The 14,389-nt window shown below is 64.0% G+C and carries 15 protein-coding genes and 3 tRNA genes; 11 read left to right on the top strand and 7 right to left on the bottom strand.

Annotated features, from left to right (window positions below; all coding sequences use genetic code 11):
- Positions 1-40: 40 nt before the first annotated feature.
- The 3 genes from ESZ60_RS02650 to ESZ60_RS02640 all read right to left on the bottom strand — a co-directional run bounded on the left by ESZ60_RS02650 (position 41) and on the right by ESZ60_RS02640 (position 1,828).
- Positions 41-117, bottom strand: a tRNA-Arg gene (locus ESZ60_RS02650).
- Positions 118-230: 113 nt separating this feature from the next.
- Positions 231-307: transfer RNA gene (locus ESZ60_RS02645), tRNA-Arg, on the bottom strand.
- 90 nt (positions 308-397) lie between these two features.
- Positions 398-1,828, bottom strand: a complete 1,431-nt coding sequence (locus tag ESZ60_RS02640) for a sensor histidine kinase (RefSeq protein WP_134678859.1) — start codon at positions 1,826-1,828, stop codon at positions 398-400.
- 241 nt (positions 1,829-2,069) lie between these two features.
- On the opposite strand from ESZ60_RS02640, the gene rpmH reads away from it, so the two are divergent.
- From rpmH to ESZ60_RS02590, 10 genes are all read left to right on the top strand, one after another.
- Positions 2,070-2,207 (top strand): 50S ribosomal protein L34, encoded by a 138-nt coding sequence (gene rpmH, locus ESZ60_RS02635; RefSeq protein WP_017998233.1) that lies wholly within the window; start codon positions 2,070-2,072, stop codon positions 2,205-2,207.
- A gap of 29 nt (positions 2,208-2,236) precedes the next feature.
- Positions 2,237-2,716, top strand: coding sequence for a ribonuclease P protein component (rnpA, locus tag ESZ60_RS02630; RefSeq protein ID WP_134678858.1), 480 nt, complete (start codon positions 2,237-2,239; stop codon positions 2,714-2,716).
- Positions 2,713-2,949 carry a membrane protein insertion efficiency factor YidD gene (yidD, locus tag ESZ60_RS02625; protein ID WP_134678857.1) on the top strand — a complete coding sequence of 79 codons (237 nt, stop codon included), beginning with the start codon at positions 2,713-2,715 and terminating at the stop codon, positions 2,947-2,949. Before rnpA ends, yidD begins: the two co-directional genes overlap by 4 nt.
- A gap of 60 nt (positions 2,950-3,009) precedes the next feature.
- Positions 3,010-3,912: a tRNA 2-thiocytidine(32) synthetase TtcA gene (gene ttcA / locus ESZ60_RS02620; RefSeq protein WP_134678856.1), complete on the top strand. Its 903-nt coding sequence runs from the start codon at positions 3,010-3,012 to the stop codon at positions 3,910-3,912.
- A 59-nt stretch (positions 3,913-3,971) separates the two neighbouring features.
- Positions 3,972-4,832: an EAL domain-containing protein gene (locus tag ESZ60_RS02615; RefSeq protein ID WP_134678855.1), complete on the top strand. Its 861-nt coding sequence runs from the start codon at positions 3,972-3,974 to the stop codon at positions 4,830-4,832.
- Between the two features lie 71 nt (positions 4,833-4,903).
- Positions 4,904-6,808 (top strand): membrane protein insertase YidC, encoded by a 1,905-nt coding sequence (yidC, locus tag ESZ60_RS02610; RefSeq protein WP_134678854.1) that lies wholly within the window; start codon positions 4,904-4,906, stop codon positions 6,806-6,808.
- Positions 6,805-7,569, top strand: coding sequence for an MOSC domain-containing protein (locus tag ESZ60_RS02605; protein ID WP_134678853.1), 765 nt, complete (start codon positions 6,805-6,807; stop codon positions 7,567-7,569). Before yidC ends, ESZ60_RS02605 begins: the two co-directional genes overlap by 4 nt.
- Complete coding sequence (yihA, locus tag ESZ60_RS02600) at positions 7,566-8,216, top strand: ribosome biogenesis GTP-binding protein YihA/YsxC (protein ID WP_134678852.1); 651 nt, start codon at positions 7,566-7,568, stop codon at positions 8,214-8,216. Before ESZ60_RS02605 ends, yihA begins: the two co-directional genes overlap by 4 nt.
- Positions 8,217-8,269: 53 nt before the next feature.
- Complete coding sequence (argB, locus tag ESZ60_RS02595; protein WP_134679007.1) at positions 8,270-9,169, top strand: acetylglutamate kinase; 900 nt, start codon at positions 8,270-8,272, stop codon at positions 9,167-9,169.
- Positions 9,170-9,252: 83 nt separating this feature from the next.
- Positions 9,253-9,771 carry a SixA phosphatase family protein gene (locus tag ESZ60_RS02590; protein WP_134678851.1) on the top strand — a complete coding sequence of 173 codons (519 nt, stop codon included), beginning with the start codon at positions 9,253-9,255 and terminating at the stop codon, positions 9,769-9,771.
- Here ESZ60_RS02590 and ESZ60_RS02585 read toward each other — a convergent pair.
- The 4 genes from ESZ60_RS02585 to gltX all read right to left on the bottom strand — a co-directional run bounded on the left by ESZ60_RS02585 (position 9,768) and on the right by gltX (position 13,904).
- Positions 9,768-11,579, bottom strand: coding sequence for a sulfotransferase family protein (locus tag ESZ60_RS02585; RefSeq protein WP_134678850.1), 1,812 nt, complete (start codon positions 11,577-11,579; stop codon positions 9,768-9,770). The genes ESZ60_RS02590 and ESZ60_RS02585 overlap by 4 nt on opposite strands.
- An 83-nt stretch (positions 11,580-11,662) precedes the next feature.
- Positions 11,663-11,992: a hypothetical protein gene (locus ESZ60_RS02580; RefSeq protein WP_134678849.1), complete on the bottom strand. Its 330-nt coding sequence runs from the start codon at positions 11,990-11,992 to the stop codon at positions 11,663-11,665.
- A 295-nt stretch (positions 11,993-12,287) separates the two neighbouring features.
- Positions 12,288-12,364: transfer RNA gene (locus tag ESZ60_RS02575), tRNA-Met, on the bottom strand.
- Between the two features lie 214 nt (positions 12,365-12,578).
- Entirely contained in the window at positions 12,579-13,904 is a 1,326-nt protein-coding gene (gene gltX / locus ESZ60_RS02570) for a glutamate--tRNA ligase (RefSeq protein WP_134678848.1), read from the bottom strand.
- 77 nt (positions 13,905-13,981) lie between these two features.
- On the opposite strand from gltX, the gene ESZ60_RS02565 reads away from it, so the two are divergent.
- Entirely contained in the window at positions 13,982-14,389 is a 408-nt protein-coding gene (locus tag ESZ60_RS02565; protein ID WP_134678847.1) for a metallopeptidase family protein, read from the top strand.

Below are 14,389 nucleotides of genomic sequence, written 5' to 3'. Positions count from 1 at the left end.
GGGTTCAATCGGCTGTCCAGGGTTCTGTCTGATGGGGAAATGGCGGACCCGGAGCGATTCGAACGCCCGACCCCCAGATTCGTAGTCTGGTGCTCTATCCAGCTGAGCTACGGGTCCGCAACAGATAGGGGCATAGCTTGATCGCATCGCTTGCGCAAGCCAAGATGCCGTGCCTCTATCAATCCTGTCGAAACGACCTTGAAGCAAGGCATTCCGGAGAAAGTATTCTATGGCGGACCCGGAGCGATTCGAACGCCCGACCCCCAGATTCGTAGTCTGGTGCTCTATCCAGCTGAGCTACGGGTCCGCTGTGAGGCGGTGATTTAGAGACAGGTGCCGGGGGGCGCAAGGCCAAAAATCGCCATTTGCCCAAGACCGGCAAAAAAACTTTGACGACTTACACGAGGCCAGCTTCGTCGCGCATCGGCAGCGCGGCAAGGTCGCGCGGCAGATGCAGCGAGAACTGGGTCCCGTCCTGGTCGCTGCGCAACAGGTCGAGCCGGCCCCCGTGACTGCGCAGGAGATCCGCGGCGATCGCGAGTCCCAGCCCGGTTCCGCCTTTGCGCGATCCGCCCGAGAAGGGCTCGAACAGGTGATCGCGCGCCTTTTGCGGCAGGCCCGGCCCGGTATCCCCGACCCGGATCTGCCATTCGCTTTCATCTTCGCTCGCGCCGATCTCGATGGTTCCGGGCTTGCGGGTGATCTCGATGGCCTGTCGCGCATTCCGCGCGAGGTTGGACAGGACGCGGAACAATTGCTCGCGATCGGCGCGGATCATCATGCCAGCCGGAACATCGGTGAGAAATTCGATCGGCGGGGCATCCTCGGTGGTGGCGGCGGCAAGCGCCTCGGCCTCGGTGACTTCGGCGACCAAAGCGGCAAGGTTGAAGCGCGACAGAGACGGGGCGGGTTCCTCGGCCTTGCCGAAGGCCAGCGTCGTCTCGCACAGGTTCACCGCCCGGCTGATCGAATTCACCAGTTTCGGAGCCGCACGCCGCACCGCGGGGTCGGCGCTGGTCTCCAGCCGGTCCGCAAAGATCTGGGCAGTGGTGAGGATATTGCGCAGGTCATGGCTGATCCGGGCCACGGCCTGACCAAGCTGCGCCAGACGCGCCTTTTGCTTCAGCGACGAGGTGACGGTGCGCTGCATGGCGGCCAAGGCGGTCTCGGCCTCGTTCAACTCGGCCAGCCGCGCCGTCGGCGTGATGATCGAACGCGCATCCTCGGGGGCATTGGCATAGGCGGTCATGTGATTGATGACGCGGCGGATCGGAACCAGCAGCATCCGCTGGGCCGCAACGTTCAAGAGCAGCGCCGTCAGGATCGAGAAGGCGGCCGAAATCGCCAAGAGCCGCAAGCCATAATCCAGCATCTCACGCCGCAGGCTTGCCGTATTCATCGTGATCTCGATCAGTTGCCCGGCCTGGTTCACAGGCGCGCCGATGACGCGAATCACGCGATCCTCGTGATCGGTCAGCTGCGCGACCGCATCGCGCGCCGAGGTCCAGAAGCTCTGGTGCCGCAGGTCGTAGGTCGCGGCGATCGGCCCCGGAATCGGCGATGAGAGAACCAGTTGGCGAACGTCGTTGCGCCGCAGCACCACGTTGAACACATCGGCGTTTTCGAGAAGCTCGGCCTCGAGTTCCGAGGCCAGAGACTCATCTGTCGCCAAAAGCGCGAGGCTCGCGATCTGGGCCCGCTCGAGACGCGATTCGAGATAGTCGAGCCGATAATTGGCGAGGGAGGGCAGCAAGATCAGCAATTCGGCCAGAAGGACAAATATCCCCGTAAGCAGTGCGAATCGCCCGGAAAGGGTATTCAGGGACATGTCGGTGTTCTTGCTGCTCCAGTTCTGCGGCTGTGCCGGCTTCACATAATAATCGACCCGCTTCAGTTCAAACTTGCGTGACCGGGCACCGGTTCCGCGTTTTGCCGATGCGCGCCGATTTATTGGCAATGTGGTTGACTCGCAGCCGGGCTCCGACTATGCAGCGGGCCTCGAATAGACCGGCGCGTCTTGCGTGGGCTTTCTGCCCATACCCTGACCCGCCCTGACCCGGAGTTACAAGATGTCGAAACGCACCTACCAGCCGTCGAACCTGGTTCGCGCCCGTCGTCACGGCTTCCGTGCCCGCATGGCGACCAAAGGTGGCCGTCGCGTGCTGAACGCCCGCCGCGCCAAGGGCCGCAAGTCGCTGAGCGCGTAAGTCCTCGCCGAAAGGCGTGGGCTAAAGCGATGAGCAGTGCAGCCGAAGACGCCGCCGCTGACCGGAATGTCCCTGAGGGGCAACCGGACAGGGCGGCTTCCGGCGTTTCCGGGGGCGTGAAGTCCTTGAGGCCGGAGATCCTGCGCCAGCGGGCAGATTTTCTGCGCGCTGCCTCGGCACGCCGTCAAGGCATGCCGGGTTTTCTGCTGCAAGCCCGCCGCCGTGGCGAGGGGGAGCCTGCGGATACTGTCCGCGTGGGCTTTACCTGCTCGAAAAAGCTCGGCAATGCCGTGGCCCGCAACCGCGCCAAGCGGCGTTTGCGGGCGCTTGCGCATGAGATCCTTCCCGGCCGCGCCCGCGCGGGCTGGGATTACGTGCTGGTCGGTCGGCCGGGCGCCACGATCGAACGCGATTTCGCCGCATTGAAGCAGGATCTCGAACAGGCGATTGCGCGCGTGCATGGCGAGGGGAAGCCCAGCGGCAAGCCCGAGGGCAGGGGCCGGACATGAGCCCGGTTGCGCGCCTTATGGCCCTGCCGGTCCATGCCTATCGTCTGCTGCTGAGCCCCTGGGTCGGTCATGGCTGCCGTTTCCAGCCCACATGCTCGGTCTATGCGCTCGCCGCGCTGGAGCGCCATGGCGCGCTGAAGGGGGGCTGGCTGGCCGCGCGGCGCATCTGCCGCTGCCATCCCTGGGGCGGCGAGGGTTACGACCCGGTGCCGGGCACCGACCCGCAGGACTGACGCCCGCGCGTCATCCATGATATGAACCTGCGCGACAGCGCCAAGATCAGGACAGGACCGATGCGGGACGAGATCGAGATCGACGACGATTCCCATGACGAGGACATCCACCCGCTGTTTCGCGGCGCGCCCTCCTCGACCGAGTTCCGCAAGCTGAGAAAGCGCCTCGTGCGCGAAACACGCGCCGCGATCGAGACCTATGACATGATCAAGCCCGGCGATCGCTGGCTGGTTTGTCTTTCAGGCGGCAAGGACAGCTACACGCTGCTCGCGGTTCTGCATGAGTTGAAATGGCGCGGGTTGCTGCCGGTCGAGTTGCTGGCCTGCAATCTCGATCAGGGTCAGCCGGGTTTCCCGGCGACAGTCCTGCCCGAATTCCTGACCGAGCGTGGCGTGCCCCACCGCATCGAATATCAGGACACCTATTCCATCGTGAAGGAAAAGGTCCCCGAGGGTCGCACCTATTGCGCGCTCTGCTCGCGCCTGCGCCGCGGCAATCTCTATCGCATCGCCCGCGAAGAGGGCTGCTCGGCGGTGGTGCTGGGCCATCACCGCGACGACATTCTCGAAACCTTCTTCATGAACCTGTTCCATGGCGGGCGACTGGCCTCGATGCCGCCGAAGCTCCTGAACGAAGAGGGCGACCTGAACGTGCTGCGTCCGCTGGCCTTCATTGCCGAAGCGGATTGCGAGCGTTTTTCGCGCGCGATGAATTATCCGGTGATCCCCTGCGATCTCTGCGGCAGCCAGGAAGGCCTGCAGCGGATGCAGGTGAAAAAGCTGCTCGATGAATGGGAAAGCCGTGCGCCCGGACGCCGCAATGTGATGTTCCGCGCGTTGATGAATGTGCGGCCCTCGCATTTGCCGGATCCGCAGCTTTTCGATTTCGCCTCGCTGATCCCGAATCCGTCGAATTCTAAGGATTCGGGCGGTGCTGACGTGCCGGTGCTGCGCGAACTTTAACGGAACGAAAAGCTTCCTTGCCTAGGCTCGGGTCTGTCGGGACGATTCGGGGGCGAAAGATGGCAGGGATATGGAAAGCGGCGACGCTGCCGGGGCGGCGCGCGTCCGGGCGTGGCCTGCACGAACCGATTTCGGCGCGTGCTTCCGCGGCTTTCCTGTTCCATCCCCAGATATGCTGCGATTCTGGGCGGATCGCCGCATTTCGGCTGAGCGCGACCGGTCGTAGCGGTGTCGATCATGGGTCCGCGCTGCGCGAGACCTTGCAATATGGTCTCGCCGCGTTGCGCGGCTGGGACGGGTTGGGCGCGGTTTCCTTTCTGTCGATCGCGCTGCCCGAGCAGGCGCTTTGCGATCCTCTGCTGGCCGAAGATGTCCTATGGGAAATCGACCGGCAGGAACTGGCCCCTGACCGGCTCGAGATTGAGGTCATTGATCCCCATTTGCGCGGTACGGCGCGTGAAACGGCGACGCGGACCATGTGTCGACTGGCCATGAGCGGATGCCGGATCGCTCTGGGAGATTTCGGAATTGCCGGGGTCGGATTGGAAGAACTGCGCCGCGTTCAGGCGCGGCGGATGCGTGTTGGCCGCCGCTTTCTGGCTGGATGCGACAGCCGCGTCGCGCAGCAGCGCATGATTTTGGCGATCCTTGCTCTTGCAGAGCATCTTGGGCTCGAAACGCTGGGCGACGGGGTGGAGACAAGTGAAGAAAGAGGCTTTCTGAGCCAGATCGGGTTCACGGCATTGCAGGGTCCAGCCGTGGGTGCACCCTTGACAAGCTGCGAGGTCGAACGCCTTTTGCTTGACCAGCTTCGCGGAGCCGCATGGCCGGGCGCGCGCAGCCAATGCAGGGACGTGACGACCCCTTCGCAGAGCGCAAAGCAATTGCCGCAATGCCGCGCAATGGCCAATTTCCCTTGACCTTTGCTGGTCGCTTCTGTTGAAGCGGCGCGAACCCCCTTGGGGAGTCGCGCGACGAAGGGCTGGACGGAATGGAAGACAACAACCGCAATCTCATCCTGGCGATGGTGCTATCCGCCCTCGTCATTCTCGTCTGGTCGGTCTTTTTCGCGCCGGAACCGCCGCCTCCGGCGCAGGATGCCGCGCAGGTTCAGCAGGTCGAGGGCCAGAATGTCCCCGGTCAGGTCGCGACGCCTTCGGCCGCCGGCCAGAACGGTGCCGCGCCGACGCTGGGTGCCGCCCCGGCCAATGCCGATCCCAGCAGTGCCGCACCGCGCGTCCGGATCGAGTCGCCCGCGCTGAAGGGTTCGATCTCGCTGTCCGGCGGGCGTATCGATGATCTGGAACTGACCGGCTATCGCGAGACGCTGGATGACAGTTCGGCCTATGTCCGCCTGCTCTCGCCGACCACCGCGATCAAGACGCAGTCCGAAGGCACGCCCGTCGCGCCGGGCGCCAATCCCGAGCCGACCCTGCAGAAGCCCTATTACGCCGTCTATGGCTGGATGCCCGCCGCCGGGACCGACCCGGCTCTGGTCCCGGGCCCTGCAACCCTGTGGGACATCGAATCCGGCGACGCCCTTGCCCCGGGCAAACCCGTGACGCTGCGCTGGGACAATGGCGCGGGACAGATCTTCCGCCGCATCTACGAGCTTGACGACAAGTTCCTGTTCACCATCACCCAGACTCTGGAAAACACCGGCTCGGCGGCCTTTGCCGCAGCCCCCTACGGCATTCTGGCGCGGCATGGCCGTCCCGACACGCAGAACTATTTCGTCCTGCACGAGGGCGCTGTCGGCATGACCGATGGCAAGCTGCTGGAGCAGAAATACAAGAATATCGCCGAGCTTGACCCGATCGCGGGCGAGGGACATGCCGAACTGATCGAGGTTCAGGAGAACGGCTGGATCGGTTTTACCGATAAATACTGGATGACGACGCTGGCCCCCGCACCCGGCAGTTCCTTTACCGCCGTCGTGAAATACGCCCCCGGCGCGGATATCTATCAGACCGAGACCCGGATGCCGGTCCAGTCGGTTGCACCCGGCACCACCGCAACCACCGCGAGCTATCTCTTTGCCGGTGCCAAGGTCTGGGAAACGATCAATGGCTATCAGGACGCCCCCGGCATCGATCGTTTCGTCGATTCGATCGACTGGGGCTGGTTCTACTTCCTGACCAAGCCGATCTTCAGCCTGCTGCATTGGCTGCATGGCATGATCGGCAACATGGGCTGGGCAATCATCGCGCTGACCTTCGTGCTGAAGCTGCTGGTCTTCCCGCTGGCCCGCAAATCCTACATCTCGATGGCGAAGATGAAGGAATTGCAGCCTCAGATGGAGGCGATCAAGGAGCGCACCGGCGACGACCGGATGAAATACCAGAAAGAGGTCATGGAGCTCTACAAGCGCGAGAAGGTGAACCCGGCTGCGGGCTGCCTTCCGGTGCTCTTGCAGATCCCGATCTTCTTCTCGCTTTACAAGGTGATCTTCGTCACGATCGAGCTGCGTCACGCGCCTTGGGTCGGCTGGATCCATGACCTCTCGGCCCCGGATCCGTCGAGCGTCTGGAACATCTTCGGTTTGCTGCCTTGGGCGGCACCGGGTCAGGGCAGCTTCCTGCATAGCTTCACCCTGCCGGTACTGGCGATCATCCTCGGCATCTCGATGTGGATGCAGCAGAAACTAAACCCGGCCCCCGCCGATCCGGCGCAGAAAATGATCTTTGCCTGGATGCCGTGGATTTTCATGCTGATGCTGGGCGGCTTCGCCTCGGGGCTGGTGCTCTACTGGATCACCAACAACGTGATCACGATCGCGCAGCAATACACGATCATGTCGATGCATGGGCACCGCCCGGACTTCTTCGGCAATATCAAATCCGGCCTGCCCGCCCGCGCGAACAAGGCCGATGACAAGTCGAAAGACGGAAAATGAACGGACGGATCGCCCGGATCCGGCGCTACCCGATCAAGTCGCTCGGGGGCGAGGACATGGCCAGCGCGTCGCTTCAGGCGGCGCGACGGCTGCCGGGCGACCGGATCTGGGGGCTGCTCACCGAAGCTGGTGAGCGGCACGCGGGCGAGGGGCCAGAGCCCCAGCGCTGGCTGCCCAAATCCTGTTTCGTGCGCGGCGTGGCTTCGGCTGCGCTGCAAGCCGTTTCAGGGGGCTGGGGCGAGGGCGCGCCGGAAGGCCCGATCCGCCTTTCCCATCCCGACCAGCCCGATCTGACCTTTGACCCCGAGACCGAAGGCCAGCGCCTGATCGAATGGGTCTCCCCGCTCTGGCCCGCCGAGAAACCCGCGCCCACGCGGCTTGTGAAGGGCCCGACCGGTTGGACCGACGTGAACCAGCCTTGGCTTTCGATCCTGTCGCTTTCGAGCCTGCGCGATCTTGAGACGCGCCTTGCTCAGCCCTTGGGGGTCGAGCGTTGGCGTGGCAATCTCTGGGTCGATGGCTGGGAGCCCTATGCCGAGCGTGATCTGATCGGTCGGATCCTCACCATCGGCGAGATCGAGTTGCGTGTGACCGAGGCCATCGGACGTTGCGACGCGACCAGCGCCGATACGAATACAGGTCGCCTCGACAGCGACATGCCCGCCGCGCTGACCGGACAGTTCGGCAATCATCAATTCGGCATCTATGCCGAGGTGGTCTCCGGTGGTGAGATCGCCCTCAATGACGAGATCCGCGCATGAAGGTTTCCTTTCCCGTCGCCCCCGAACCCGATTTCGAAACCGCCGAGGCCGCGCGAAAACTGTTCGCCGGGCCGGTCGATTTCCTCAAGGGCGTGGTCGCCATGGACGGCTTGCCGCCCGCTGATCGCCCCGAGGTCTGCTTCGCGGGCCGCTCGAATGTCGGCAAGTCGAGCCTGATCAATGCCCTGACCGGGCGCAACCATCTTGCCCGCGCCTCGAACACGCCGGGCCGCACCCAGGAGGTGAACTATTTCACCCTGGGCGAGCAGGCCTATCTCGTCGACCTTCCGGGCTATGGCTTCGCCAAGGCCCCGGTCGCCGTGGTCGCGAAATGGCAGGCGCTGCTCAAGAACTACCTCTCGGGTCGGCCCACGCTGCGTCGCGCCTTCGCGCTGATCGATTCGCGCCATGGCGTGAAGGATGTGGACCACGAGATCATGAAGCTTCTCGACCGCGCCGCCGTGCCCTTTCAGGTCGTGCTGACCAAGGGCGACAAGATCGGCAGCCAGGCCATGGCCGCGACCATCGCGCAGGTCGAGGAGGCGTTGCAGAAGCATCCCGCCGCCTATCCGGAACTGGTCGTGACCAGCTCGGAAAAGGGCGAGGGCATCGCGACCTTGCGCGCCATCATCGCCGGGCTTGAGTAAGCCGTGGGCCGCCCATCGGCGGATGACAGGGACCTCTGATGAGAAAGCAGAACATGAACCGTGACTGGATCGCCACCGCTCGTACCCTCTCGGAAGCACTGCCTTATATGCAGCGATATTCCGGTGCGGTCGTCGTGGTGAAATTCGGCGGCAATGCCATGGGCGACGACGAGGCCATGGCCGAATTTGCCCGCGATATCGTGCTGATGCGGCAGGTCGGCATCCATCCGGTCGTGGTCCATGGCGGCGGCCCGATGATCAATGACCTGCTGAACAAGCTGGGCATCGAGAGCAATTTCGTGCGCGGCAAGCGCGTCACCACCCGCGAAACCGTGGAAGTGGTCGAGATGGTGCTCTCGGGCCTCGTGAACAAGCGCATCGTGCAGGCGATCAACGACGCGGGCGGCCGCGCCGTCGGCATCTCGGGCAAGGACGACGACCTGATGGTCTGCGAGGCGGACGATCCGGAACTGGGCTTCGTCGGTCGCCCGGTCGAGATGAATGTCCAGATCATCCGCGACCTCTACAATGCCGGACTGATCCCGGTCATCGCGCCCGTCGCGACCGGGATGGAGGATAACGAGACCTTCAACGTCAATGGCGATACCGCGGCGGGCGCCATTGCCGGCGCGCTCAAGGCCGACCGTCTGCTGCTTCTGACCGATGTCGCGGGCGTCAAGAACGGCTCGGGCGAGGTGGTGACGCAGATGAGCCCCGATCAGGTCCGCGCGATGATCGCCGATGGTACCATCGCGGGCGGCATGATTCCCAAGACCGAGACCGCCCTGAAAGCCGTCGAAGAAGGGGTGCGCGCCGTCGTCATTCTGGATGGCCGGGTGCCGAATGCCTGCCTGCTCGAACTTTTCACCGAGCATGGCGCAGGCTCGCTGATCCGCTCGACCGAGCCGCGCGTCAAGCCGCGGGGGCTGCGCCAGGGCGGACACGGTCTTTAGGGCGGGTCGGAAACAGCCCTTGCCGTTGCGCCGAATGCTATGGCAGGCTCGGCGCAACACCCCTCGGCGGCAAAGGCATATGCATGACTCCTCTCGGACATCGCCGGTTGATCCTAACCCGTCATGCCAAATCCTCCTGGGAGGAACCCGGCCAGGCCGATCATGATCGGCCGCTGAACGATCGCGGCAGGCGTTCGGCGCGGGCTTTGGGCGATTGGCTGGCCAGCCGCGGCTACGAGCCTGAAGAGGTGCTGTGCTCGACTGCGGCACGCACCCGCGAGACATGGGAGCGCGTCGCGATCGCGCCGCTTGAAGTGCGCCCGCATCTGCGGCTTGAGCCCGGGCTTTATCAGGCCTCGCCCGAGCGGATCATGGATATCCTGCGCAGCGCCCGCGAGCCGACCGTCATGCTGCTGGGGCATAATCCCGGCATTGCCGAATTCGCGGCCAGCCTTCCTGCGCGGCCTCTGCTTGATCCCGAGTTTCGCCGCTACCCGACCGCCGCGACGCTGGTGGTCGATTTCCAGATCGATCAATGGTCGGAATTGCAGCCCGGTCAGGGCAGCGTGCTGGATTTCGTGCGCATGGATGGGCGCGACTAAGCGGTCGGCAAGGGGCGGTCACCCGCCTCGCCCAGCCATCCGGCGGGAGGGACGCTCAGCAGTTCCGGATTGAGCCTTTCGAGTTCCGCGGTGAAGACCGACACGAAATCATCGGCCAGCACCCGGCCCGTCCCGCGTGAGATCGTGGTTCCGGCCTGCGAATCCGCGGCCATGACCGTCCCGAGATGGGCCGGATCGAATGACCTGCCGGTCAACTCCGCCAGTTCCTTGCAGATCCTTTCGGGCTGCTCCAGCATCTCGGCGTAATCCAGCAGCCTCAAATCCATGCCTCCGTCGCGGGCATGGCGCATCGTGCGGATCATGCGATCGAGCCGGTTCGCGAGCGTCGCCGGATTCGAGCCGAAATGCGTGCCAAAGGATTTGGCCCAGGGCACGGGATCGCGCACCAGAAAGTAGCTCTTGGAATCGGCATGCTGCGCGGCAAGCTGGGTGCAGATGAAGCTGACATGCGAGCGCAGCTTGACGGCGAAATAGTCGGGGCCGCCCTCGTTGCGGACCTTGCGGGCAAGATCGTTCAGGGCAACGCGCGCCAGCTTGTGACGCAATTGCTCATTGCGCCGAATTTCGGTCATCCGCACCAGATTGGTGAAGCTGTCCGGTTCCGACCAGGTCGGAAGTCCGGCTGCCTTGGAAATCTGCGAAAACAGGGTCGAGCCGCAACGTCCGATGGAAAAGACAAAGATGGGAATGGCGGGAAGTGTCCCTTCCCAGGGCGCAAGATGGCGGTAGGGCACGTCGATCGCCTCGGCAGCGTGCTGCCTGATCGACTGGTAATAGAAAGCGCCTTCGCGCGGATCCTTCAGCGCCGGCGTCCGAACCCAGACGGCCTCTTGGCGTTTCGGGTCGAAATGGTCGAGATGAAGCGTGTCGAAATCGGCGATGCGGCTTTGCCCGGCCCGGCGCGGACCGGAATGCAGCGTGTGCCGGTTCGCCATGGCCGTGGCGACGCCATTGGCCCGCAGGATCGGGCGGCGGGTCGTCGGGACGCGGGCTTTCCCCTCGCCGCGACAGGCAAGCGCGACATCGATCACAAGGTTCTGCTGGGGCGAAAGATGGTTCCGGGCCGATGCCAGCCGCGAGGCCAGGCGCTGGCGCTTCTTTTCGCCCATCTGCCCGATCTGGCTCGTGATCTGGCGGATGGTCAGGGCGGGACACAAGACCTTCTGTCCGACCGTCGCCTGGCTGTCCAGAAGATGAATGCTGCGGCTCTGGAAGCTGCTGCGATCAAAGAATTCTGGAAGGAGTTCGAAAAAATCGCCCAATCCGGAATCAGCCAAAATCGTGGAGAGCAGCGCCTGAACGGAGTCGCTACCTGCCATGTCCATGCCGGTGTCGAGCGACGCGACCGCGCGCGCAAGTCCGGCGGCGGGGAAATGGGCCAGTGCCAGAGGCTTGGTGGCGCGGGTGGATGCGTCCTCGTCATGCTCGGACGCGCGCTGTTCCACCCCTCCCGCGATCAGCGCCCTATCTGCGTAGTGCGCCAGCGCGGCGGCCAGGCCGGGAATGTCGGGAATGTGAACGTCGTCGCGGCAGAAAAGCAGCGCCCCTGTCCCGGGCTGGGCTGCCAGCGCGGCTTTCAGGGCATGGAGGATCTCGTGGCCCGGGCTTGCCGCCTGGGGCGGCGTCGCGACGGAGATCACGCCCGGCCAGCCATCCTCGGAAGCTTTTGCGGCGAATTTGTCCGGAACGGCAAGAAGGACGTGTTCCTGGCCCAGAGCGCGGGAAAATCTTTCGGCAAAAACGACTTCGCTGGGGCCGTAATTGCGCAGAAAAAGAAGGGCAGTCAATCCGGTAAACCTTTCAGCCAAGCGTGGAGTCCGACCGCAAGTCTGAACCGGCCGGCTCGATGGCCAGCCGGTTCGGATGCGCGTCAGGCCTCGGCCTGGGTGTCGCCCGCCTCGGCTTTCTTCTTGAGCTTGGCTTCCTTGGCCTCGGCCTTGATGCTGTCGAACTGGGCGATGATTTCCTGCGCCGCCTTCTGGCTGCGGGGGCCGGACTTGCCTTCGGCAAGCTGGCGAATCAGGGTGAATGCGACACGCTGCAAACCCTGGCGCTTCTTCTTCAATGTGTCGGCGCTTTCGATGCGCGCCAGCCGTTTTCCGGCGCCCCGCGGCTTGCGTGCCTTCTTGCCTTCCGTCTCGCCTTCGACCCCTTCGGCCAGCTCGATCTCGGGAATTTCTTTCGCTTCTGCTTCGGCCATCAGATTCACCTCTCGGTCCTATGCTGCCTGAACGCCTTGGGGCGCGATTTACCTAACCAACCCCTTGAAGGGATCGTCAAGTCACAAGCGCATAATAAGATTGCAGCGACGTGAAAGCCCCTCGATCGGCCGCGTTTTTCGGAACTTGCACGAAACGGGGCACAATTCCGCTTGGCCACCAGCCGACATTCCCGGTCTGGCATCGCACCGCAGGGGCAGGTGTTCCGAAGCGTTCAAGGTGGGGGAGAGGTAAAGAAAAGGCCCATCTTCCTAGAGAAGATGGGCCGGAATTCTTTGGTAGCGGAGGAGGGATTTGAACCCCCGACACAAGGATTATGATTCCTCTGCTCTAACCAGCTGAGCTACTCCGCCACGGAGTGCGCGCTATCTACGGCGAGTAGGGGGTGGGGTCAAGGGCAATGGAAAAGAAAAATGACGCGAATGCGTTATTTTCTTCGATGCGCCGCGAGCTTCCGCTGTGCTGTGGATAAGATGCGGAAATCACGGATGAAATCCCATCGGGAATGGGAAAAGGGCGGACGCATTGCGCGACCGCCCTTCGGGGATTGCCGATCTGTCCTGCGGCTTAGCCCTTGGCGCGCACGACCTGCAGCAGCGGCATGACATCGGACATGTCCGGTCCATGGGCTTGGCCGGTCAGGGCCTTGCGCAGGGGCATGAACAGGCCCTTGCCCTTGCGGCCGGTGGCCTCTTTCACCGCGCTGGTGAACTCGGCCCAGGTCGCGTCGGTATAGGGCGGCGGCGGCAGCAGCGTCATGGCCTGCGCGATGAACTCGGCATCCTCGGGATCGATCTGCGGTTCGGCGCCTTTCGAGAAGATCTCCCACCAGCCCGCGAGATCGTCGAGCCGGGTGATGTTCTGCGAGGCGACGCGCCAGAAGCGCTCGGCCTGTTCGGCGGGCACGCCCAATGCGGCGATGCGATCCTTGACCACCTCGAAGGGGCGCGACTGGTTCGCCTCGCGGGTCAGCGGCCAGAGATCCTCGGCATCGAACTTGGTCGGCGAGGCGCCGAATTGCGAGGGATCGAAATGCGCCGCAAGATCGTCAAGCGACATGCGCAATTCGACCGGCTGGGACGAGCCCAGGCGGGCCATCAGCGACAGCAGGGCTTCGGGGGCGACGCCGTTCTCGCGGAGGTCCTTGATCGACAGGGTGCCGAGCCGCTTGGACAGTTCCTCGCCCTGCGCGCCGGTCAGCAGGCTGTGATGGGCGAAGGTCGGCGGCTGGGAACCCAGCGCCCGGATGATCTGGATCTGGGTCGCGGTGTTGGTGACGTGGTCGGCGCCGCGCACGATATGAGTGACGCCCATATCCGCGTCATCGACCGACGAGGCGAAGGTGTAAAGCACCTGCCCGTCGGCGCGGATCAGCACCGGGTCCGAAACGCTGGCCGCGTCGATCGAGATGTCGCCGAGGATCCCGTCATGCCATTCGATGCGCTCCTGATCGAGCAGGAAACGCCAATAGCCGTCTCGGCCCTCGGCGCGCAGCTTGGCGATCTCATCGGCGCCAAGTTTCAGGCCCGCGCGGTCATAGACCGGCGGCTTGCCCATGTTGAGCTGCTTCTTGCGCTTCAGGTCCAGTTCGACCGGGGTCTCGAAGACCTCGTAGAGGCGGCCGGACCGGCGCAGCCCCTGGGCGGCCTCGGCATAGCGGTCGAGGCGGTCGGACTGGCGCTCGATCCGGTCCCAGGTCAGGCCCAGCCATTCCAGATCGCGCTGGATGCCGTCGGCATATTCCTGTTTCGACCGCTCGCGGTCGGTATCGTCGAGCCGCAAGATGAAGGTGCCGCCGCTCTTGCGCGCGATGAGGTAGTTCATCAGCGCGGTGCGGAGGTTGCCGACATGGATATGGCCGGTGGGAGAGGGGGCGAAACGGGTGATGGTCATCGAGGGTCTCCTGTCGGCTTCGCTCTTTCACAAATGCTGGTTTTTGTCCATATCGGGGGCCAGAGACGAGGATTGACATGCCCGAATGGAAAGACGCCGTCGCCCCGGATGCAGGGCTTATCGAAGAACTGGCCCGCAAGGCGGTCGCCGGTCTGCCCCCGGCCTTTGCGGGCCCGGCGGCAACGGTGGTGCTGCGGGTCGAGGATTTCGCCAGCGAGGAATTTCTGGACGAGCTGGAAATCGACGACCCGCTCGAGCTGACCGGGCTCTATGACGGCGTCCCGATGACCGAGAAATCCGCAAGCGCGCCGCAGTATTTCCCCGACACCGTCTGGTTGTTCCGCCGTGCCATTCTGGATGAATGGGCGAGCCGCGGCGATGTGACGCTGGCCGCGCTGGTCGGCCATGTCGTGATCCACGAATTCGCGCATCATTTCGGTTGGTCCGACGAGGATATTGCCCGGATCGACCGCTGGTGGGAATGA

Origin of the sequence: Paracoccus ravus (assembly GCF_004522175.1) — a bacterium.
Classification (GTDB): domain Bacteria; phylum Pseudomonadota; class Alphaproteobacteria; order Rhodobacterales; family Rhodobacteraceae; genus Paracoccus; species Paracoccus ravus.
Note: the sequence above shows the minus strand (reverse complement) of the source record. Positions and strands in the feature narration are given on the sequence as shown.